The sequence below is a fragment of the Vogesella indigofera genome, assembly GCF_028548395.1.
GTDB classification, from domain to species: Bacteria; Pseudomonadota; Gammaproteobacteria; order Burkholderiales; family Chromobacteriaceae; genus Vogesella; species Vogesella indigofera_A.
In genome coordinates, this window is sequence record NZ_JAQQLA010000007.1 from 222,350 (window position 1) to 244,445 (window position 22,096).

Here is a 22,096-nt window from a genome sequence, read left to right on the forward strand (position 1 = left end):
TCGAGTCAGCCATCTTGGGGAAGATCGAAAAAAAAGGGAGGCATCAGCCTCCCTTTTTAGTATCCAGCGCTTAAGCGAGGGCGGCTTTTGCTTTTTCAACGATTTGAGCAAATGCCGGCTTATCGAACACGGCCAGATCGGCCAGGACCTTACGGTCGATTTCGATCAGCGCTTTCTTCAGGCCGTTCATGAACTTGCTGTATGGCAGGCCGTTTTCACGCGAAGCGGCGTTGATACGAGCAATCCACAGTTGACGGAACTGACGCTTTTTCTGGCGACGGTCGCGGTAGGCGTACTGACCGGCTTTCATCACCGCCTGTTTGGCGATGCGATAGACGTTCTTCCGGCGGCCGCGATAGCCTTTCGCCAGAGCTAAGATTTTCTTGTGACGAGCACGTGCGGTTACACCGCGTTTTACGCGTGGCATGAATTATCTCCTTAAGCGTAGGGCATCATTTTGCGAACGGAAGCCATGTTGGTGCTATCTACCATGGCAGTACCGCGCAATTGACGTTTGGTTTTGGTGGTTTTCTTGGTCAGGATATGACGCTTGAACGCCATAGAGCGCTTGACACCACCGTTGCCCAATACTTTGAGACGCTTCTTCGCGCTCGACTTGGTTTTCATTTTCGGCATGGAATGCTCCTGCTGAATTTTCGTTAGATTAGACTCAGGGTGGCCATCGGCACTTAAAACCACTGCGTCACGCTTTTGTGCAGGCCGTTTCCGGCCTACAAAATCAACACGGCAGGCGAGCCTGCCGTGAAGAAGTCGATGATTATACCCGATTATTTCTTTTTCGGGGCAATCATCATGACCATTTGGCGGCCTTCCAGTCGCGGGAACTGCTCGACCGTACCCACTTCCGCCAAATCGGCTTCCACGCGCTTGAGCAGCGCGAGACCGATATCCTGGTGAGCCATCTCACGACCACGGAAACGCAGGGTTACCTTGGCTTTGTCACCTTCAGTGAGGAAGCGGATCAGGTTACGCAGCTTGACGTTGTAGTCGCCATCGTCAGTACCCGGACGGAACTTGATTTCCTTGATCTGGATCTGCTTCTGCTTCTGCTTCGCTTCGTGGCGCTTCTTGGACTGCTCGTACTTGTACTTGCCGTAGTCCATCAGCTTGACCACCGGCGGCTGGGCCGTCGGCGAAATCTCCACCAGATCAACGTCGCGTTCTTCCGCCAGCGCCAGACCTTCACGCAGACTGACGATACCGAGCTGCTCGCCTTCTTCTCCTACCAGACGGATCTCGCGGGCGGTAATTTCGCCATTGATCCGTGGTTCGCGTTCCTGAGCTATAGCCAATACTCCTGTAGTTTAGTGATCGTACCCGTAGGCACTCAGACCTGCGCCATCGCGGCTTGCAGGTGTTCGGCAAAGGCTTGCAGTGTCATCTGACCCAGATCCTCGCCGCGAGCACGTACGGCCACCAGCCCGCCCTCTTTCTCCTTGTCGCCGATGACGACCTGGTAAGGGAGCTTCTGCAGGCTGTGCTCGCGGATTTTATAGCCGATCTTTTCGTTTCTCAAGTCAAGATCGACTTTGTAACCCAGTTTACGCAAACTGGTTGCCACATCCGCAGCATAATCGGCCTGTGCGCTGGTGATATTCATCACCACCATCTGCACCGGCGCCAGCCACAGCGGAAAAACACCGGCGTGGTTTTCGATCAGGATGCCGATGAAGCGCTCCAGCGAACCCAGAATCGCACGGTGCAGCATCACCGGACGGGCACGACCGTTATCCTCGGTGACATACTCGGCGCCGAGACGTTCCGGCAGCACGTAGTCCAGCTGCAGGGTACCGCACTGCCAGGAACGGCCCAGCGCGTCCTTGATGTGATACTCGATCTTCGGACCGTAGAACGCGCCCTCGCCCGGCAGTTCTTCCCACTCCACGCCGCAGGCGCGCAGCGCCTCGCGCAGACCTTCTTCGGCGCGATCCCAGGTTTCCAGCGTGCCGGCGTACTTTTCCGGACGCAGCGACAGCTTGATCGCCACCTTGTCGAAGCCGAAGCGCTTGTATACCGCCATGGTCAGCTCGTTGAAGGCACGCGCCTCTTCGATGATCTGCTCTTCGGTACAGAAGATGTGGGCATCGTCCTGCACGAAGCCGCGCACGCGCATGATGCCGTGCAGCGCGCCGGACGGCTCGTTGCGGTGACAGGCACCGAATTCGGCCAGCCGCATCGGCAGGTCGCGATAGGAGCGCAGGCCCTGGTTGAATACCTGCACGTGGCCCGGGCAGTTCATCGGCTTCACCGCGTAGTCGCGTTTTTCCGACTCGGTGGTGAACATGCCTTCACGGTAGTTTTCCCAGTGGCCGGACTTTTCCCACAACACGCGGTCCATCACCATCGGGGTGCGGATTTCCTGGTAGCCGGCTTCGGTCAGCGTCTTGCGCATGTATTGCTCGATGCTCTGCCACAGTGCCCAGCCCTTCGGATGCCAGAACACCATGCCCGGTGCCTCGTCCTGCAGGTGGAACAGGTCCAGCTGACGACCCAGCTTGCGATGGTCGCGCTTTTCCGCCTCTTCCAGCATGAACAGGTACTGTTCCAGGTCTTCCTTCTTCTGCCAGGCGGTACCGTAGATACGTTGCAGCATCTCGTTGTTGCTGTCGCCGCGCCAGTAGGCACCGGCCACCTTCATCAGCTTGAATACCTTCAGCTTGCCGGTGGACGGCACGTGCGGGCCACGGCACAGGTCGGTAAAGCCGCCTTCGCGATACAGCGACAATACCTCGCCCTGCGGAATGGACTCGATGATCTCGGCCTTGTACGCCTCGCCGATGCTCTTGAAGTAGGCAATCGCCTCGTCACGCGGCAGTTCGTAGCGTTCGACCGGGATGTCCTTCTTCGCCAGCTCCGTCATCTTCTTCTCGATCGCCACCAGGTCTTCTGGCGTGAACGGACGCTTGTAGGCGAAATCGTAGTAGAAGCCGTTTTCGATTTCCGGCCCGATGGTGACCTGCGCCTCCGGGAACAGCTCCTTCACCGCATACGCCAGCAAGTGGGCGGTGGAGTGGCGGATGATGGACAGACCGTCCGCGTCTTTCTCGGTGATGATGGCCAGATCAACGTTGGCCGCAATCAGATGGGAAGTGTCAACCAGTTGGCCGTCCACGCGACCAGCCAGCGCCGCACGCGCAAGACCGGTACCGATGGACGCAGCCACTTCGTGCACCGTTACCGGCTTGTCGAAGGAACGGATGGAACCGTCGGGCAGGCGAATGTCAGGCATAGCAACTCCAGCTTTAAAGTGAAGGTGGACGACAAAAATCCAAAAAAAAAGTGCGGCTTGAGCCGCACTTTTTGGTTTGCTTGGAGTATTCCTTTAATTTTAAAGGTACCCCGTATGGCTCGGTTTTATCGCGAGATACGGGTAGTGGTAGTTCGCTTGAACATTTAATACTCCAAACTGAATTTGGTAGGCACGATCGGATTCGAACCAACGACCCCCACCATGTCAAGGTGGTGCTCTAACCAACTGAGCTACGTGCCTGCAATCAAGGCTGCCGATATTACCAACCGGCGCCGGCAAATGCAAGCCATTTGCGTGCAAAGCTCACACGCCGGGCGCACGCGGGGTGTATACTGCGCGGCTAAATTTCCGATTCCAGCCATTATTATCAAGCACATGCTGAAGTTTACCCTGCACAAAACATCGGGTGGCGCCCGCCGCGGCACCCTGGAACTGAACCACGGCAAGGTCGAGACCCCGGTGTTCCAGCCGGTGGGCACCTACGGCTCGGTGAAGGCGATGAGCCCGCACGAGCTGCACGACATCAAGGCCCAGATCATCCTGGGCAACACCTTCCACCTGTGGCTGCGCCCCGGCCTCGACATCATCGAGAAGTTCGGCGGCCTGCACGAGTTCATCGGCTGGGACAAACCCATCCTCACCGACTCCGGCGGCTTCCAGGTATTCAGCCTCGGCGCACTGAACAAGATCACCGAGGAAGGCGTCACCTTCCAGAGCCCGGTCAACGGTGACAAGCTGTTCCTGTCGCCAGAAAAGTCGATGGAAATCCAGAAGGTGCTGAACTCCGACATCGTGATGATCTTCGACGAGTGCACCCCGGGTCAGGTCGACCACGCCACCGCGGCCAAGTCGATGCGCATGAGCCTGCGCTGGGCCGAGCGTTCTCGCCGCGCCTTCGACGAGCTGAAGAACCCCAACGCGCTGTTCGGCATCGTGCAGGGCAACCTGTACAAGGATCTGCGCCAGGAATCGCTGGACGGCCTGATGCAGATCGGTTTTGACGGCATCGCCATCGGCGGCCTGTCGGTGGGCGAACCGAAGCCGGAAATGTACCGCATGCTGACCGAGCTGAAGGACATGCTGCCGGCGGAGAAACCGCACTATCTGATGGGCGTCGGCACCCCGGAAGACCTGGTACACGGCGTTGCCAACGGCATCGACATGTTCGACTGCGTGATGCCGACCCGCAATGCGCGCAACGGCTGGCTGTTCACGCAGTGGGGTGACCTGAAGATCAAGAACGCGCGCTACAAGGATGACAAGAAGCCGCTGGACGAGCAGTGCGAGTGCTACGCCTGCCGCCACTTCAGCCGTGCCTACCTGCACCACCTGCACCGCACCGGCGAGATCCTCGGCGCCCGCCTCAACACCATCCACAACCTGCACTACTATCAGGTGCTGATGCAGGAAATGCGCGACGCCATCGACGCCGACCGCTTTGAGGACTGGAAAGCCGGCTTCCACGAGCGTCGCGCCCGCGGTGTGAACTGACGCGGCCAAGCGCTGTCTGTGTAATGTCGTGCCACGCGCCGTCATGCCGCTTGCAAAAGCGGCATCTCGGCACAATGGTTGGAAATCAGCCGCAGCGTGGCTACAATCGGCCACTTGCACACGTAATACCCGCATTCATCCTAAAACAAGGGAGACTCAATCGATGTTCAATACTTCCGCCGCCGGCGGCCTCGACCTGATGGGCTTTTTGCCCATGATCGTGATTTTCGTTTTGTTCTGGTTCCTGCTGATCCGTCCGCAACAGAAGAAAATGAAAGAACACCAGAAGATGCTGGCCGAAATCAACAAGGGTGACGAAGTGGCAACTCAAGGTGGCATCGTTGGCCGCGTGACCAAGGCTGGTGACCAGTACCTGGCGATCGAGATTGCCAACGGCGTGGAAATCAATGTCCAGCGTGGCGCCGTTGCCGCCAAGCTGGAAAAAGGCACCATCAAGTCCCTGTAATCCCAATGGGCCGCCCTGGCGGCCCTTTTTCCTGTTACCGCCTCCATGAACCGCTTCCCGATCTGGAAATACCTCGTCATTGCGGTAGTACTGATTGTCTCGACAATCTACACCCTGCCCAATTTCTTTGGCGAAACCCCTGCCGTGCAAATCTCCAGCACCCGCCAATCGGCCACCGTCGATACGGCACTGATGGCGCGGGTGGAGACCGTACTGCAGCAACAGGGCATCAAGCCTGCCGGCCTGTTCCTTGACGGCAACAGCCTGAAAGTGCGCTTCAACGATCCCGATACGCAGATCAAGGCGCGCGACATCATCCAGCAAGCGCTGGGCGACACCTACATCATCGCGTTGAACCTGCTGGCGGCCTCGCCGGAATGGCTGAGCAAGCTGCACGCCAACCCAATGTTCCTCGGCCTCGACCTGCGCGGCGGCGTGCACTTCCTGCTGGAAGTCGACATGCAGGCGGCCGTGGACAAGACCATGGAACGCTACGCCGGCGACATCCGCCGCGAGCTGAAAACCGCCAAGATCCGCTACGGCGCCATCAAGCGCACCGGCAACACCGCACTGGAAGTGCAGCTGCGAGATCAGGAAACGCTGAACGCCGCCGCCGACAAGCTGGCGCGCAGCCTGCCGTCGCTGACCTTCAGCAGTGACGACCAGCTGTTCCGCCTCAGCCTCGCGCTGAAGCCGGAAGAGATCACCCGCATCCAGAGCGATGCCGTGTCGCAGAACATCACCACCCTGCACAACCGTGTCAACGAGCTGGGCGTCGCCGAACCGGTGATCCAGCAAGCCGGCCCGAGCCGCATCGTGGTGCAGCTGCCGGGGGTGCAGGACACCGCCAAGGCCAAGGACATCCTCGGCCGTACCGCCACGCTGCAGGTACGCATGGTGGAAGACGATCCGTCACGTGTCGCCGAGGCGATGGCCGGCAACGTGCCGACCGGCTACGAACTGCTGGACGAAGCCAGCTCGCAGGGTATCCAGAAGATCCTGCTGAAGAAGGATGTCGAGCTGACCGGCGACAACATCAACTCGGCCCAGCCCGGCTTTGACCAGAATGGTGGCGCCTCGGTGGACATCGGCCTGGACAGCACCGGCGCCGAGATTTTCCGCAGCCTGACCGCGGAAAACATCGGCAAGCGCATGGCGATGGTGCTGGTCGAGAAGAACAAGAGCGAAGTGGTGACCGCACCGGTGATCCGCAGTGAAATCGGCGGTGGCCGCGTGCAGATCTCCGGCAGCATGAACCCGGCGGAAGCCAACGACGTGGCCCTGCTGCTGCGCGCCGGCTCGCTGGCGGCGCCGATGAACATCATCGAGGAACGCACCATCGGCCCGAGCCTGGGCAAGGAAAACATCGAGAAGGGCTTCAGCGCCACACTGTGGGGCTTTGCCGCCATCGCCGTGTTCATGGTGCTGTACTACCGCGTGTTCGGCCTGATCTCGGTGGCCTCGCTCGGCGTCAACCTGTTCATGCTGATCGCGCTGCTGTCGATGCTGCAGGCGACGCTGACGCTGCCAGGCATCGCCGCGATCGCGCTGACGCTGGGCATGGCCATCGACGCCAACGTGCTGATCAACGAGCGCATCCGCGAAGAGCTGCGCAACGGCGTGCCACCGCAGTCGGCGATCCAGGCCGGTTACAGCCACGCCTGGGCGACGATTCTGGACTCGAACGTGACCACGCTGATCGCCGGTATCGCGCTGCTGGTATTCGGCTCCGGCCCGGTACGCGGCTTTGCCGTGGTGCACTGCCTCGGCATCCTGACCTCGATGTTCTCCGCGGTGCTGGTATCGCGCGGCATCGTCAACCTGTGGTACGGCCGTCGCCGCCGCCTGACTACCGTGTCCATCGGCCAGGTGTGGAAGCCGGAAACCAAGTAAGGATCAAGAAACATGGAGTTTTTCCGCATCAAACGGGACATCCCGTTCATGAGCTACGGCAAGCTCACCACCGCGATCTCGCTGGTGACCTTCATCGTGGCGGTGTTCTTCCTGTTCAGCAAAGGGCTGAACCTGTCGGTGGAATTCACCGGCGGCACGGTGATGGAAGTGCAGTACCAGCAGCCGGCTAACCTCGCCGACATCCGCCATCGCGTGGAAACGCTGAAAGTGGGCGAAGTGCAGGTGCAGAGCCTGGGCACCAGCCGCGACGTGCTGATCCGCCTGCCGAACAAGGAAGGCACCAGCTCCGCCAAGCTGTCGGAACAGGTGATGAGCCAGCTCAAGGCCGGTGATGCCGGCGTGCAGCTGCGCAAGGTCGAGTTCGTCGGCCCCAGCGTGGGCGAGGAACTGGTCAGCCACGGCCTGACCGCGATCCTGCTGGTCTGCCTCGGCATCGTGATCTACCTCGCGCTGCGCTTCGAGTGGCGGCTGGCGGTGTCGGCGATCATCGCCAACATGCACGACGTGGTGATCATCATCGGCTGCTTCGCGCTGTTCCAGTGGGAATTCAGCCTGACGGTACTGGCCGGCGTGCTTGCAGTACTGGGCTACTCGGTCAACGAATCGGTGGTGGTGTTCGACCGGATCCGCGAGAACTTCCGCAAGCCGGGCATGCGCGGCCGCAGCACCGCGGAAGTGATCGACAACGCGATCACCTCCACCATCAGCCGCACCATGATCACCCACGGCTCCACCGAGACGGTGGTACTGGCAATGCTGGTATTCGGCGGCCCGGCGCTGCACGGCTTTGCCATGGCACTGACCATCGGCATCGTGTTCGGCATCTACTCCTCGGTGCTGGTCGCCAGCCCGCTGGCGCTGGCGCTGGGCGTCAAGCGCGAGCACATGATCAAGATCGTGAAGCCGAAAGAAGAAGCGGTGGTCTGACGCGTCGCGCACCGGACCTGAGCAAGGTTGGCCGCAGGCAATGCGGCCAACCTTTTTTGACTTTTACCTGCCCCGAGTCGCCATGGAACTGATCGCTTTTCTGCTCGACTTCATCCTGCACATCGACGTGCACCTGACCCAGCTGGTCGCCAGCTACGGGCCGTGGATCTACCTGATCCTGTTCCTGATCGTGTTCTGCGAAACCGGGCTGGTGGTGACACCGTTCCTGCCCGGCGATTCGCTGCTGTTCGTCGCCGGCGCCCTCGCCGCGATGGGCGAGATGAACGTGCAGCTGTTGGTCGGCCTGCTGATCGTGGCCGCCATCCTCGGTGACGGCGTCAATTACGCCATCGGCAAACATGTCGGCATGCGGCTGTTTGCCCGCTTTCCGCGGCTGCTGAAACCGCAATACCTGGACAAGACCCACGCCTTCTACGAGCGCCACGGCGGCAAGACCATCATCTTCGCCCGCTTCGTGCCCATCGTGCGCACCTTCGCCCCCTTCGTCGCCGGCGTCGGACGCATGGATTACCGCCACTTCCTCAGCTACAACGTGATCGGCGCCGTGCTGTGGGTGGTCGGGTTCAGCTACGCCGGCTACTTCTTCGGCAACCTGCCCTTCGTGCGCAAGAACCTGGAGTACATGATCTTCGGCATCATCATCGTGTCGATGCTGCCGGGCATCATCGAAGTGATCCGCCACCGGCGCGCCGCCGGCAAGGCGTGACGGGCCACCACAACCGTTTTAATTTTCACCAGGGCCACACGCGACCTCCGCTTGCCGTGTGGCCACGGCCAGACCAGTGCATACCATGAAACGCATCCAGAAACTGCCCGACCACCTCGTCAACCAGATCGCCGCCGGCGAGGTGGTGGAGCGACCGGCGTCGGCGCTGAAGGAAATCCTGGAAAACAGCCTCGACGCCGGCGCCGACCGCATCAGCGTCGACCTGGCGCAGGGCGGCATCAAGCTGATCCGCGTCACCGACAACGGGGGCGGCATCGCCGCCGCCGACCTGCCGCTGGCGCTGGACCGCCACGCCACCAGCAAGATCGGCAGCCTCGACGATCTGGAAAACGTCGCCACCCTCGGCTTTCGGGGAGAGGGGCTGGCCAGCGTCGCCTCGGTGTCGCGGCTGACGCTGACCAGCCGTCCGCACGACGCCGAGCACGCGCACCAGATCGTCGCCATCGACGGTACGCTGCACCCGGTGGAGCCGGCCGCACACGCGCCCGGCACCAGCGTCGAGATCGTCGACCTCTATTTCAACACCCCGGCGCGGCGCAAGTTCCTGAAGAGCGAGAACACCGAGTACGCGCACTGCGAGGCCACCTTCGAGCGCATCGCGCTGGCGCACCCGCAGGTCGAGTTCATCCTGCGCCACAACGGCAAGGTGGTGTGGCGCCTGCCGCAGCAGAGCCTGGCCGAACGCGTCGGCGCGCTGCTGGGCCGCGACTTCGTCGAGGCCTCACTGCCGATTGAGACCGGCGCCGCCGGACTGACGCTCTCCGGCTTTGTCGCCAGCCCGACCTACTCCAAGGCCAGCCGCGACGCGCAGTACTTCTACGTCAACGGCCGCTTCGTGCGCGACAAGATCGCGCAGCACGCGCTGCGCCAGGCCTACCGCGACGTGCTGCATCACGACCGCCATCCCGCCTACGCGCTGTTCTTCACGCTGGACCCGGCCAACGTCGACGTCAACGTGCACCCGACCAAGATCGAGGTGCGCTTTCGCGAAAGCCAGGGCATCCACCAGTTCCTGTTCCACAGCGTCCACAAGGCGCTGGCCAGCACCACAGCCGGCGCCAGCCCGGCGGTGACGCTGGACGGTCCGGCGGACAACGACGCCGCCGTTGCGGCCAACGTTGGCCGCAACGAGGACACGCTCGCCGCCTTCGGCACGGCCGCCGCAGCTGCGCGCGCCGCTGACAGCCCGCCGCGGATGCCGTTCCAGCAGCCGCGCTACGAACAGCAGGCGATGCCGCTGCACGTGGCGCGCGAGGCAATCGGTGGCTACCAGCGCCAGTTCGCCGGGCTGCGCGAGGAAGAACGCAGCCTGACACCGGATGTCAGCAGCACACCGCCAGGCAGCACGACGACCAGCAGCACCCTGGCCGCGCCGCTGGCTGCGGCCAAACTTACCGCCCTGCCCGACGCCAGCGACGGCATCCCGCCGCTCGGTTTTGCGCTGGCGCAGCTGCACGGCGTCTACATCCTCAGCCAGTGCGAGGACGGCCTGATCGTGGTCGACATGCACGCCGCACACGAGCGCATCGTCTACGAGCGGCTGAAAAACGCGCTGGAGGCGGACGTGATCCCGATGCAGCCGCTGCTGCTGCCGGTATCGTTTGCCGCCGACCGCTTCGAGGTCGCCACCGCGCACGAGCACGGCGCCGAGATGCAGCGCCTCGGCATCGAGCTGGCGCCGCTGTCGCCGACCCAGATCGCGGTGCGCGGCGTGCCGGTGTGGCTGCAGGACGGCAACCCGGTGGAGCTGGCGCGCGCGGTGCTGAAGGACGTGCGCGAGATCGGCCTCAGCCAGGTGCTGACCGAGCGCCGCAACGAGCTGCTGGCGACCATGGCCTGCCACGGCGCAGTGCGCGCCAACCGCCAGCTGACGCTGACCGAGATGAACGCGCTGCTGCGCGACATGGAGGCCACCGAGCGCTCCGGCCAGTGCAATCACGGCCGGCCAACGTGGTCGCGGCTGTCGATGCGCGATCTGGACAACCTTTTCATGCGCGGCCGCTAGCCGCACCCTCACGGAGTCTCCATGCTGCAACGTCGCGATCTGCCCGCCCTCAGCGCCGGCTTTGTCACCGTCCTCGTCGGCTACACCAGCTCGGCGGCGATCATCTTCGAGGCGGCGCGCAGCGCTGGCGCCAGCCAGGCGATGATCGCCTCGTGGCTGATGGCGCTGGGCATCGCGATGGGCATCACCTGCATCGGGCTGTCGCTGCGCTACAAGGTGCCGGTGGTGACCGCGTGGTCGACACCGGGTGCTGCGCTGCTGATCACCTCACTCTCCGGCGTCAGCATGCCAGAGGCCATCGGCGCCTTCGTGTTCTCGGCGGCATTGATCGTGCTGGCCGGCGTCACCGGCTGGTTCGAGAAGGCGCTCAACCGCATCCCGTTGCCAATGGCGGCGGCGATGCTGGCCGGCATCCTGGTCAAGTTCGGCATCAACGTGTTCGGCGCGATGCAGACCGAGCTGGCGCTGGTGCTGGCGATGTTCGTCGCCTACCTGCTGGCCAAGCGCCTGCTGCCGCGCTACGCCATCGTGCTGGTGCTGCTGCTCGGCTGCGCCATCGCCGCGGCACAAGGCCTGCTGCAGCTGGGCGACATCACGCTGACGCTGGCCATGCCATTGTGGACCACGCCGCAGTTCAACCCCGGCGTGCTGCTGGGCGTCGGCCTGCCGCTGTTCATGGTCACCATGGCGTCGCAGAACATCCCCGGCGTCGCCACCCTGCACGCCAACGGCTACCGGCCGCCGATCTCGGCGCTGATGACCGGCACCGGCGTGGTCAACCTGCTGCTGGCGCCGTTCGGCTGCTTTGCGGTGAACCTGGCGGCGATCACCGCCGCGCTGTGCATGGGCAAGGACGCGCACGAAGACCCGGCGCGACGCTATCTGGCCAGCGTGGCGGCCGGCGTGTTCTACCTGTTGCTGGGGATTTTCGGCGCCACTGTCGGCGCGCTGTTCGCGGCCTTTCCCAAGGCGCTGGTGCTGGCCATCGCCGGGCTGGCGCTGTTCGGCACCATCGCCGGCGGCCTCGCCACCGCGATGAAGGACGACGCGATGCGCGAGCCGGCGCTGATCACCTTCCTGATTACCGCCTCCGGCGTGTCGCTGGCCGGCATCGGCTCGGCATTCTGGGGCTTGGCGGGCGGTGTACTGGCATTACTGATCCTCAACGCACGGCGCAAGGCCTGAGCCGTTAACGTGGTCCCACGCTCTCGCGAGCGATCGCGGGACAAAGCGAACGCGGCGGGGGAACGCGACGTCGGCCGAGCGGCAAGTCCGCATGCCGAAACCGTTTGCCACACTGGATCACTCAGGTGTGCGCCATCACAATAGCGCGTGGAGCGGTGCTTACGGGCTGGCGGCATCGGCGCTGACCTGTGCCAGCGTGCTGCCGAAATGGCGCTGGTAGAAGCGGTCCAGCTCGCCGCTGGCCTTCAGCCGCTGCGCCTCGCCATCCACCGCGTCGCGCAACAGTTCGAGGCCGGGGCGGAAGCTGAACGGCTGCGCGACACTGGCCACCACCGGCTGCAGACGCCGGATCTTGCCGTGCAGCGCCGGATCAACATCCTGCAGCGCCACCGCATCCTCGAAGATCACGTCCACGCGCCCGGCCGCCAGCTGCCGCACCGCGGTGGTGGAATCGTTGGCCGCCACCCGCTGCCAGTCGCGTTTCGCCGCGATCGCCAGCGGGTAGTCGTAGACGTCGACAAAGGCCACCTTGTGCGCGCTGAAATGGCCCAGCCCCGGATAGTGGTGCAGCGGATTGTCGGCGCGCACCCAGGCGTTGAGCACCCAGTACACCAGCGGCTGCTGCGTCTGCAGCCAGCCCGGCGGGCTGCCCTCGGCGGTGGCAAAGGCCATGATGTCGATGCGCTGCTCCTTCATCAGCCGCAGGCAGGAGGCCGGTGCCAGGAACAGATAGCGGATGCGGTGCCCTTCCGCGCGCGCGGCACGGCCCAGCGCGTCCACCGCCAGCCCCACCGGCTGCCCCTGCGCAGTCTGGTAGATGAACGGCTGCCACGCCTCGGCGCACAGCGTGAACACCGCGGCCGTGGCCGGGGCGGACAGGGTGATGGCGGCCAGCGCCAACAGTTTGCGGAACATGCACGACTCCCCGGCAATGACGACAAGCCTCAAGCGTAACAGCATGACGTACGCTTGGCCGCACCCGCTGGCGGCAAAGCCGGCTTGCGCTCAGCGCACGGCGTTGTCTGGCTGCAACAGCCAGTCGGCCGCCGCCGCGCTATGCAGCGCGGTGGTGTCCAGCAGTGGCAATGTGGCCTGGCAGCCGTCGAGCAGCATGGCGATCTCGGTGCAGCCGAGTATCACCGCCTGCGCCCCCGCCGCCTGCAGGCCGGCGATGATGTCGAGATAGCGCGCCCGCGACGCCGGCAGCACTTGACCCTGGCACAACTCGTCGAAGATCACGCGATGCACCTCGTCGCGTTCGGCCGCCGGCGGCAGCAACACCTGCAGCCCGGCCGCCTGCAGCCGCTCACGGTAGAACGCCTGCTCCATGGTGAAACGGGTGCCGAGCAGGCCGACGCGGCCAACGTTGGCAGCAAGCAGCGCGGCGATGGTGGGATCGGCGATGTGCAGCAGCGGGATGCCGGCCATCTCCGCCACCGGCGCCGCCACCCGGTGCATGGTGTTGCTGCAGATCAGCAGCGCCCCGGCACCGGCCCGCGCGAGGCCACGGCCGGCCTCGCCCAGCAGCACGGCGGCCTGCGCCCAGTCGCCCTGGCACTGCAGCTCGGCCAGCGGCGCGAAATCGATGCTGTGCAACAGCAGCGGCGCCGAATGCAGCCCACCACGGGCGTCGCGCACCCGGCGATTGATCTGCGCGTAGTAGTGCGCGGTCGATTCCCAGCTCATGCCGCCCAGCAGCCCCAGCAGTTTTCCACTCATGTCACAGCACCCCGGCCAGTTGCAATTCGTCGTACAGCAGATACAGCGCGGTCAGCGCCATCAACAAGGCCATGATGCCATTGAACCAGCGCCGTGCCGCCGCTTGCGCCAGGTGGCGGCGCAGCACCTCGCCCAGCCCCGCCCACAGCGCGATGCAAGGGAAGTTGATCAGCGCACAAGCCAGCGCCAGCAGCATGGCGTGCGACAGCTGCGCCTGCAGCGGCAAAAACAGCAAGGCGGTGTTGATCACCATCACCCACGCCTTGGGGTTCACCCACTGGAAGGCAGCGGCGGCGACAAAGCCCATCGGCCGCACCAGCTGTTTCGCCTGCGGCTCGCCCGCCAGCCACACCTGCCACGACAGCCACAACAGATAGCTGCAGCCGGCCAGCGTCAGCAGCAGGCGCCAGTCGTCCAGCCACGCCATCACCCAGCCTAGCAGCAGCGACACCAGCAGCACCTGCACACCATGGCCGATGCTGATGCCGAGCAGGTGCGGCACGCTGCGGCGAAAGCCGAAGTTGACCCCCGATGCGGCCAACATCAGATTGTTCGGCCCCGGCGTGATCGACATCAGCGACACATAACTCAATAAAGGCAGACCCAGCATCACACGCTCCCGCAACAAGTAGTAGACCGTTCCATCGTAGCCAACAGCAGTTGCCGGATACAGTGCCAAGAATTTATTATTGTCATGGTGACAGTTGCAGCATACTGGTAACTGTCACCCCCCGTTCTCCCGCCCACTGTCATGCCCGCGTTACGGAAAGCCGCCATGGATAGCGCCACCCTGTACCAGCAACTCGCCGACGACCTGTCCGGCGCCATCAACCTTGGCACCCTGCCGCCCGGCTCGCGCCTGCCCTCGGTGCGCAAGACCGCGCACAGCCGTCAGCTGTCGCTCAATACCGTGGTCGCCGCCTACCGCGTGCTGGAAGACCGCGGCCTGGTCGAGGCGCGGCCGCAGTCCGGCTACTACGTGCGCTCGCGGCTGCCGTCGCCGGCGCGCAGCAGCAGCCAGGCCGCCGGCCCGGCGCAGGGCACCGACGGCGCGGTGCTGGACCTGATCGGCGCCGCGCTGAAGGCACAGCAGACGCCGGGCTATATCGACATGGCACTGGCCTGCCCACGCGGCGGCGACTTCTACCCCGCCGGCAAGCTGGCGCGGCTGATGGGCCAGGTGCTGCGCAAGAATCCGGGACTGGTCAGCAACTACGCGCTGCCGCCGGGCTCGGAACGGCTGCGCACCCAGATCGCACGCCGCGGCCTGGAGCTGGGCATGGCGCTGCAGGCCGACAACATCATTCTCACCCACGGCGCGATGGAAGCTCTGAACCTGGCGCTGCGCGCGGTGTGTCGCCCCGGCGACACCGTGGGCATCGAATCGCCGACCTACTTCAACCTGCTGCCGCTGTTCGCCAGCCTCGGGCTGAAGGCGCTGGAGATCCCCACCGATCCGCAATCCGGGCTGTCGCTGGAGGCGCTGGAGATGCTGCTGGCGGAAAAGCGCCTCAACGCCATCATCGCGATGCCCAATGTGCACAATCCGCTGGGCTGCAGCATGCCCACCGAACACAAGAAAAGGTTGGCCGCACTGGTCAATCGCTACCAGGTGCCGCTGATCGAGGACGCGCTGTACGCCGAGCTGCAGTTCGGCGACGCGCTGCAACCGGCGGTGAAGGCCTACGACAGCGACGGCTGGGTCATCGTCTGCGCCAGCTACACCAAGACGCTGGCGCCGGACTTCCGCGTCGGCTGGATGGAAGGCGGCCGCTTCACCGAGGAGCTGCGCAAGCTGAAGTTCGCCACCTCCATCGCCGAGCCGCTGGTGCTGTGCGAGACGCTGGGCGCGTTCCTGGAATCCGGCGGCTACGACCACCACCTGCGCGCGCTGAAGCGGCGCTACACGCTGCACATTGACAAGGTGCGCGCACTGATTGCCGACCACTTCCCGGCCGGCACCCGCGCCACCCACCCCAGCGGCGGCTTCCTGATCTGGGTGGAGCTGCCGGACGGCTACGACACGGTGAAGCTGTTCGACCTGGCGATCCAGCAGCGCATCAGCATCTCGCCGGGGCCACTTTATTCGCCGAGCGGCCGCTACCGCAACGCGCTGCGGGTGTCCTGCTGCCAGCCACTGGACGAGCGCTTTGTCAGCGCGCTGGCACGGGTCGGCGAGCTGGCCGCCAGCTGTGGCAAATAATGACAAAGTAAACACATAAAGCATAAATGACATTAAAATATTGGATTGGCCACCCACCTGACCAGGCAAATCCCATGCTTTATCACGGCACCATCAGCCGCTGGCACGACGACAAAGGCTTCGGCTTCATCACCCAGGATCACACTAGGGAAGAACTGTTCTTCCACCTCTCCGATTGCCCGCCGGATGGCGTGCGGCCGCAGGTCGGTTTTGTCGTCTACTTCCAGCGCCAGCAGGGTACCAACGGCAAGGTGTCCGCCTGCCAGGTGCAGGGCAAGGTGTTCACCGCGCCCCCCGCCGCCAGCCCGCCGCTGCAGCCGCTCGACTACGTGCTGACGCCGGCCGCGCCGCGTCATAGCCACAGCCGCGTGCACGGTATCGTGCTGCTGTTGCTGCTCACCGCCGGTGTTGCCGGCTACGCCAGCTTTGCCAGCCGCAGCAGCGCGGCACCGGCCAGTAGCGTAATCGGCACCGTCCGGCCCGTCGCGACGCCGGCAGCGGCCACCGCCACAGCCGGCTTCCGCTGCGATGGTCGCCAGCACTGCTCGCAGATGAATTCGCTGCAGGAGGCCGCCTACTTCCTGCAACACTGCCCGGACACCCGGATGGATGGTGACGGCGACGGGCAACCGTGCGAAACGCAATTCGCCAACTGAGCCGGCAGCAGCGTACCAAAAACAATGCGGCCAACCTTGTCACCAAGGTTGGCCGCAATCACATCCCGCTCAGGCGTCGCGCCGCTTACAGGTAGCGCGCCTCCAGGTGCGCGCGGAAGTGCGCTGGGTTCAGCGCCTCGCCGGTGGCGCGACGCACCAGTTCGCCGGTTTCCCAGCGGCTGGCCTGCGACCAGATATTGGCGTCCAGCCAGTCGAACACCGGCGCCAAGTCGCCGGCGGCGATGCGCGCATCCAGATCCGGCACACTGCGGCGGAGGGTGGCGAAATACTGCGCCGCGTACATCGCGCCCAGGGTGTAGCTGGGGAAGTAGCCGAAGCTGCCGTCGGTCCAGTGGATGTCCTGCAGGCAGCCGTCGCGGTAGTTGCCGCGGGTATCGACGCCGAGATAGGCCTGCATTTTTTCGTCCCACAGCGCCGGGATGTCTTCCGCCTCGATGTCGCCCTCGATCAGCGCGCGCTCGATCTCGTAGCGCAGGATCACGTGCGCCGGGTAGGTCAGCTCGTCGGCGTCGACGCGGATGTAGCCGGGGCGCACGCGGGTGTACATGCGCGCCAGGTTGGCCGCATCGAAGGCGCCCTGCTCGCCCAGATGCTGCTTCACCAGTGGCGCGATCAGCTGCAGGAAGGCCGGGCTGCGGCCCAACTGCATTTCGAACGACAGGCTCTGGCTTTCGTGGATGCCCATCGAGCGCGCCTGCCCCACCGGCAGCTGCACCAGCGCACGCGGCAGGCGCTGCTCGTAACGGGCGTGGCCGGTTTCGTGCACGATGCCCATCATGCTCTGCATGAAGTCGTCGTCGCGGTAGCGGGTGGTGATGCGCACGTCCTCGGCCACGCCGCCGCAGAACGGGTGTACCGACACGTCCAGCCGGCCGGCGTCGAAATCGAAGCCGAGCAGGCCCATGATCTCCACCCCCAGTGCACGCTGCCGCTCCACCGCGAACGGCCCCTGCGCCGCGATCAGCGTCTCGCCAGCCTGCTTGTCCATCACCTGGCGGATCAGGCCCGGCAGCCAGGTCTTGACGTCACCGAAGATGCGCTCCAGCTCGGCGCTGCTCATGCCCGGTTCGTACTTGTCCAGCAGCGCGTCGTAGCGCGACTTGCCGCTGGCATCGGCCAGCAGCTGCGCCTCTTCGCGCGCCAGCTGCACCACTTCGCGGAAATTGGCCAGAAAGCCTTGCCAGTCATTGGCCTGGCGCTGCTCACGCCACGCGTGCTCGCAGCGGCTGCCGGCCAGCGACTTGGCCTCCACCAGCCGTGCAGGCAGCAGGTTGGCACTTTGCCACACGCGGCGCATTTCGCGCAGCGAGGCCTGCTCGGCGTCGGACAGGCTTTCCTGCGCTGCCGCCTGCAATGCCTGCTGCAGCGCCGGCGCGGTCAGCAGGCCGTGCATCAGCAGCTGCAGTTCGGCCATCGCCGCGCCGCGCGCCTCGTTGCCGCCGGGTGGCATCATCGCCGCCTGATCCCAGCCGGCGATGGCGGCCAGATGCTGGTAGCGGTACAGGCGGGTAAAGGCGGCAACGGCTTGCTGGTAGGCAGATGTGGTCATGGCGTGGCTTTCTTGGAATATTATGCCCAATGATGCCAGCACAAGCGGCAGCAATCAATCATCCAGCCAGGTGGTGACACATAAAAGACCCTGATGACTCAGGCGAGCGTGGCCTTCTTGTGGCGCACGCCGGCGTCGGGAAAGGTCATCCAGTAGTAGAAGAATTCGCGGGAGATGGTGAGGAAGCTGTCACGTGCGTAGTTGTCGGTGAGGTGCATCAGCATGGCGTCGACCGCGGTGCGGAAGCTGTCCGGGTGATGCGCCTGGCCGTGCAGCAGGTAAAGCAACGGCTTGATCAGCCCGGCGCGTTCGGCCAGCACTTCTTCGTCGGCGCCCAGCTCGTACAGCTTGCCCAGGTAGATGTCGAGCGACGGCGGGAAGCTGGCAAAATTTTCTTCGCTCATGCGCTGTTGCAGCTCGGCGAACGAGGCCAGCACCGGCAACCGCACGTGGTGGGTGGTGAAACCGGCGCGGGTATTCATCTGCGCCAGCTGCTGCAGGTCGCCGAGCCAGAAATAGTAGTACTCGCGCGCCGCCGTCATCGCTGCCGGGCGGTCGCCGGGCGGACAGATCGACAGCAACGCATTGATCGCGCTGCGATAGACATCGCGGTTGCGCGGCTGGCCGCGCAGGATCTGCACCAGCCGGCGCAGGATGTTGCGACGGAACAGCACCACCTCCACCGCCGCGCCTTTTTGTTCGAGCAGATTCAGGTACGCATCCAGCGCCCTGACAGCAATATCACCCACAATGACAACCTCATTTATGACAACAGCAGCGCCAGATACAGCACTGGCCTTGTTACCGAAGCGGGCAACAAGGCCAAGTGCGCCAAGCATAACGTGTTTTCAGCCGCCACTACTGATCGGCATCAATGACCCCGGCACGCCGGGCCGCCGCCACGATGGCCGCCCACTCATTATCGGAAATTTCCACCCCCGCGGCCAACCTTTGCGCCTCGCGCAGCCGCTCCGGTTCGCCGGCCAGCAGCAATGGCGGCTGTCCGGGTGGCGGCGGCGAGCTGCGGATGTAGGCGGCCATCGCGTCGTACTCGGCGCGCAGCCAGTCCAGATCGCTGACCGCCTCCGGATCGATCAGGATCGCGGTCAGGTTATTGACGATGCCGCCCGCGCGCGCGTTGTCCGGCTGCAGCGTGCCGCCGCTGGACAGCAGCCCGGCGAGGAACTCGATGGCCGCGACCAGCCCGCCGCCCTTGTGGGCGGCGATCGGACGCAGCGCACCGCTCGGCGCTTCGTGCATCGCGGCCGGATCGGCCGTCGGCTGGCCGGCGGCATCCAGCATCACCGCCTCGTCAAAGTGCTGGCCGGCGAGATAGGCCACCCGCGTCTTGCCGTAGGCGACCATGCTGGTGGCGAAATCGAGGATGAACGCCGGCTCGTGGTGGCCGGCCGGAAACGCGATGCACAGCGGATTGGTGCCGAAGCGCGGCGCCGAGCCGCCGAACGGCGCCACCAGCGGCTGGGGGAAATCGGTGACGTTGACGAAGAACAGCGCCACCTTGCCGGCGGCGGCGGCCTGTTCGCCGTAGCTGCCGATGCGGCCCATGTGGTGGCTGTTGCGCACCGTCAGTAGCACGATGCCGCTGTGGCCGACGCGCTCGATGGCGGCGTCCATCGCCTCGCGCACCACGCGCTGGCCGTAGCCGCGCTCGCCGTCGAACTGCAGGATGGCGCCGCAATCGTTGAGCAGCCACGCCGGCTGGTTCGGCTGCAGCGTGCCGGCGGCGACGCTGTCGACGTAAAACGGCAGCATGCCGACGCCGTGGCTGTCGTGGCCCTTGAGGTTGGCCGCAAGCAGGTGGTCGGCCACCACGCTGGCCTCGTCGGCGGTGGAGCCCAGTGCGCACAGGGTGGCGTGCGCCAGGCGGTGAAGACGCTCGGCCGGAATCAGCATGGCATACCTTGTCGGGAGAAAGTGGGTTGCAACAGCATAGCGCTCAGAACCTGTTCAAGGTCTCGCGCGCTTACGCGAGACCAGGCAAAACGACGGGGCAGCGGCGTTTGGCCGGATAGAAACCAGCCTGCCGCAGGCGTTGTTAACGCCGTATCGCCCCGATCCGTTGCCGCAGACATTGAACCGCTTCTTAGCGCGGCGGAAAAGTGAGGGTAAGCCTGATATCGCGCCCGACCAGGCGCAGGTCGCGCACCGCCAGCGGCACCTTGTCGTCGAGCGAGGTCAGCGCCGGCCAGGCAAACAGGCCGCGTGCGGCGTCGCCGGCCAGATACGGCGCCAGGTACAGCACCGCCTCGTCCACCAGCGCGGCGGCGACCAGCGCGCCGCCAAGGCCGGCACCCGCCTCCACCATCAGCTCGTTGACGCCGTCGGCGGCCAGCATTTGCAGCAGCCGCACCAGGTCGACACGGCCGTCGTCCGTCGCGCACGGCAGCAGCCTGACGCCGCGCGCGAGATACGGCGCATGGCGGGCTGCATCGCTCACCGCCGTCGCCAGCCAGGTCGGCGCCACGGCGGTGTCGTAGATCGCGGCGCTCGCAGGCGTCTGCAGCGTGCTATCCACCACCACCCGCAGCGGCTGGCGCGCACACGCCACCTCGCGCACCGTCAGCTGCGGATTGTCGGCCAGCACCGTGCCGCTGCCGGTGAGGATGGCGCAGTGCGCGGCGCGCAGGCGATGCACGTCGCGGCGCGCGTCGGCGCCGGTAATCCACTGGCTGACGCCATTGAGCAGCGCGGTCTTGCCGTCCAGCGTCGCCGCGCCCTTCAGCGTCACGAACGGGCGCTGCCGCGTCACCCGCGACAGAAAACCGCGATGCACGCGCTCGGCCTCGGCCTGCAGGCAGCCGGCGGCGGCGGCAATGCCGACGGCATTCAGCATCGCGATGCCGCGGCCGGCGACCTCGTGGTAGGGATCGACCATCGCCGCCACCACGCGGCCAACCTTTTCCGCGATCAGCCGTCCGGCACACGGCGGGGTGCGGCCGTGGTGGCTGCACGGCTCCAGCGTAACGTAGGCGGTGGCACCCGCAGGCGTCAGGCCACGGCGGTAGCAATCCTTGATCGCCTGGATCTCGGCGTGGTCCGATCCCACCGCCAGCGTGGCACCCTCGCCAATGACCTGCCCATCGCGCACCAGCACGCAGCCGACGCCGGGATTGGGCGCCGCGCGGCGGGTGGCGGCGGCGGCTAGGCGCAGCGCCTGCTGCATATAGTGGTGATCGGCGGCACTGAATACGGTCATCTGCAATTCCATGGCAATGCCGCCATTGCGGCGGCGACACTCAGTCGCGCTTCTGGATTTCCTTGATCGCGTCGCTGAACTCGGCAATATCCTGGAAGCTCTTGTACACCGAGGCAAAGCGCACGTAGGCGACCTTGTCCAGCCGGGCCAGCTCGTTCATCACCATCTCGCCGATCTGGCGGCTGGACACCTCGCGCTCGCCCAGCTGCAGCAGGCGCTGGCAGAGGCGGTCGATGGCGTCGTCGACCAGCGGCGTCGGCACCGGCCGCTTGTGCAGCGCGCGCAGGAAGCTGGTACGCACCCGCTCGACGTCGAATTCGGCGCGGTGGCCGCCGGATTTCACCACCTGCGGCATGCGCACGTCGGCAGTTTCAAAGGTGGTAAAGCGCTTTTCACAGCCCATGCAGCGGCGGCGGCGGCGGATGCTGTTGCCGTCGTCACTGACACGCGAATCAACCACCTGGGTATCGGCACAGCCGCAGAACGGGCATTTCATGGCTTTACAATCCTGCTTGTTTCAATAGCCTGATGTTATCAGCAATCGGCACTGCCGCGCAGCCCGTGCCGCAGCGCAGCGTAAGCGGCGGCGGCTCCTCTGCCACCACCGTCAGTGGCTAGCCGGCGACAGCTGCCCGCCACTCCCAACCTGACACCACTATGCCGCCCCGTGCTGCGGCCAACGTTGGCCGCATGAAAAAAGCGGCCCGCAGGCCGCTTGGTGTCT

The 22,096-nt window shown here is 64.8% G+C and carries 21 protein-coding genes and 1 tRNA gene; 9 read left to right on the forward strand and 13 right to left on the reverse strand.

What is annotated here, in order from left to right:
* Nucleotides 1–70: 70 nt before the first annotated feature.
* The 5 genes from rplT to PQU89_RS13235 all read right to left on the reverse strand — a co-directional run bounded on the left by rplT (nt 71) and on the right by PQU89_RS13235 (nt 3,511).
* A complete protein-coding gene (gene rplT, locus PQU89_RS13215) occupies nt 71–427 on the reverse strand; it encodes a 50S ribosomal protein L20 (RefSeq protein WP_047967885.1) in 357 nt (118 codons plus the stop codon).
* An 11-nt stretch (nt 428–438) separates the two neighbouring features.
* On the reverse strand, nt 439–636 hold the full coding sequence (gene rpmI, locus PQU89_RS13220; RefSeq protein WP_047967884.1) for a 50S ribosomal protein L35: 198 nt from the start codon (nt 634–636) through the stop codon (nt 439–441).
* Between the two features lie 152 nt (nt 637–788).
* On the reverse strand, nt 789–1,313 hold the full coding sequence (infC, locus tag PQU89_RS13225) for a translation initiation factor IF-3 (RefSeq protein WP_082133798.1): 525 nt from the start codon (nt 1,311–1,313) through the stop codon (nt 789–791).
* Nucleotides 1,314–1,348: 35 nt separating this feature from the next.
* Complete coding sequence (gene thrS / locus PQU89_RS13230) at nt 1,349–3,250, reverse strand: threonine--tRNA ligase (RefSeq protein ID WP_272766247.1); 1,902 nt, start codon at nt 3,248–3,250, stop codon at nt 1,349–1,351.
* Nucleotides 3,251–3,434: 184 nt separating this feature from the next.
* A tRNA-Val gene (locus PQU89_RS13235) sits at nt 3,435–3,511 on the reverse strand.
* A 135-nt stretch (nt 3,512–3,646) separates the two neighbouring features.
* On the opposite strand from PQU89_RS13235, the gene tgt reads away from it, so the two are divergent.
* The 7 genes from tgt to PQU89_RS13270 all read left to right on the forward strand — a co-directional run bounded on the left by tgt (nt 3,647) and on the right by PQU89_RS13270 (nt 12,007).
* On the forward strand, nt 3,647–4,762 hold the full coding sequence (gene tgt, locus PQU89_RS13240) for a tRNA guanosine(34) transglycosylase Tgt (RefSeq protein ID WP_272758217.1): 1,116 nt from the start codon (nt 3,647–3,649) through the stop codon (nt 4,760–4,762).
* Between the two features lie 163 nt (nt 4,763–4,925).
* Complete coding sequence (yajC, locus tag PQU89_RS13245; protein WP_120811475.1) at nt 4,926–5,228, forward strand: preprotein translocase subunit YajC; 303 nt, start codon at nt 4,926–4,928, stop codon at nt 5,226–5,228.
* A gap of 45 nt (nt 5,229–5,273) precedes the next feature.
* Nucleotides 5,274–7,121, forward strand: coding sequence for a protein translocase subunit SecD (gene secD / locus PQU89_RS13250; RefSeq protein ID WP_272766248.1), 1,848 nt, complete (start codon nt 5,274–5,276; stop codon nt 7,119–7,121).
* 12 nt (nt 7,122–7,133) lie between these two features.
* Complete coding sequence (gene secF / locus PQU89_RS13255) at nt 7,134–8,069, forward strand: protein translocase subunit SecF (RefSeq protein WP_272766249.1); 936 nt, start codon at nt 7,134–7,136, stop codon at nt 8,067–8,069.
* A gap of 88 nt (nt 8,070–8,157) precedes the next feature.
* On the forward strand, nt 8,158–8,796 hold the full coding sequence (locus PQU89_RS13260; protein ID WP_272766269.1) for a DedA family protein: 639 nt from the start codon (nt 8,158–8,160) through the stop codon (nt 8,794–8,796).
* Nucleotides 8,797–8,881: 85 nt separating this feature from the next.
* Nucleotides 8,882–10,822 (forward strand): DNA mismatch repair endonuclease MutL, encoded by a 1,941-nt coding sequence (gene mutL / locus PQU89_RS13265; RefSeq protein WP_272766250.1) that lies wholly within the window; start codon nt 8,882–8,884, stop codon nt 10,820–10,822.
* Nucleotides 10,823–10,843: 21 nt separating this feature from the next.
* Nucleotides 10,844–12,007: a benzoate/H(+) symporter BenE family transporter gene (locus tag PQU89_RS13270; RefSeq protein ID WP_272766251.1), complete on the forward strand. Its 1,164-nt coding sequence runs from the start codon at nt 10,844–10,846 to the stop codon at nt 12,005–12,007.
* A gap of 159 nt (nt 12,008–12,166) precedes the next feature.
* Here the strand turns inward: PQU89_RS13270 and PQU89_RS13275 are convergent, their stop codons facing one another.
* The 3 genes from PQU89_RS13275 to PQU89_RS13285 all read right to left on the reverse strand — a co-directional run bounded on the left by PQU89_RS13275 (nt 12,167) and on the right by PQU89_RS13285 (nt 14,336).
* Nucleotides 12,167–12,922 (reverse strand): substrate-binding periplasmic protein, encoded by a 756-nt coding sequence (locus tag PQU89_RS13275; protein WP_272766252.1) that lies wholly within the window; start codon nt 12,920–12,922, stop codon nt 12,167–12,169.
* Nucleotides 12,923–13,012: 90 nt separating this feature from the next.
* A complete protein-coding gene (locus PQU89_RS13280) occupies nt 13,013–13,726 on the reverse strand; it encodes an aspartate/glutamate racemase family protein (protein WP_272766253.1) in 714 nt (237 codons plus the stop codon).
* A gap of 1 nt (nt 13,727) precedes the next feature.
* Entirely contained in the window at nt 13,728–14,336 is a 609-nt protein-coding gene (locus PQU89_RS13285; RefSeq protein WP_272766254.1) for a LysE family translocator, read from the reverse strand.
* 165 nt (nt 14,337–14,501) lie between these two features.
* Here PQU89_RS13285 and PQU89_RS13290 point away from each other — a divergent pair, with 165 nt between their 5' ends.
* Entirely contained in the window at nt 14,502–15,929 is a 1,428-nt protein-coding gene (locus PQU89_RS13290; protein ID WP_272766255.1) for an aminotransferase-like domain-containing protein, read from the forward strand.
* Nucleotides 15,930–16,003: 74 nt separating this feature from the next.
* Entirely contained in the window at nt 16,004–16,585 is a 582-nt protein-coding gene (locus tag PQU89_RS13295; protein ID WP_272766256.1) for a cold shock domain-containing protein, read from the forward strand.
* Nucleotides 16,586–16,670: 85 nt separating this feature from the next.
* Here PQU89_RS13295 and PQU89_RS13300 read toward each other — a convergent pair whose 3' ends face one another.
* The 5 genes from PQU89_RS13300 to nrdR form a co-directional block, all read right to left on the reverse strand.
* Entirely contained in the window at nt 16,671–18,155 is a 1,485-nt protein-coding gene (locus PQU89_RS13300) for a carboxypeptidase M32 (protein WP_272766257.1), read from the reverse strand.
* Between the two features lie 98 nt (nt 18,156–18,253).
* Nucleotides 18,254–18,904: a hypothetical protein gene (locus tag PQU89_RS13305; protein ID WP_272766258.1), complete on the reverse strand. Its 651-nt coding sequence runs from the start codon at nt 18,902–18,904 to the stop codon at nt 18,254–18,256.
* A gap of 109 nt (nt 18,905–19,013) precedes the next feature.
* A complete protein-coding gene (locus tag PQU89_RS13310; protein WP_272766259.1) occupies nt 19,014–20,069 on the reverse strand; it encodes a malate/lactate/ureidoglycolate dehydrogenase in 1,056 nt (351 codons plus the stop codon).
* 190 nt (nt 20,070–20,259) lie between these two features.
* Entirely contained in the window at nt 20,260–21,372 is a 1,113-nt protein-coding gene (gene ribD / locus PQU89_RS13315) for a bifunctional diaminohydroxyphosphoribosylaminopyrimidine deaminase/5-amino-6-(5-phosphoribosylamino)uracil reductase RibD (RefSeq protein WP_272766260.1), read from the reverse strand.
* Nucleotides 21,373–21,412: 40 nt separating this feature from the next.
* Entirely contained in the window at nt 21,413–21,868 is a 456-nt protein-coding gene (gene nrdR, locus PQU89_RS13320; protein ID WP_189373734.1) for a transcriptional regulator NrdR, read from the reverse strand.
* Between the last annotated feature and the right edge of the window lie 228 nt (nt 21,869–22,096).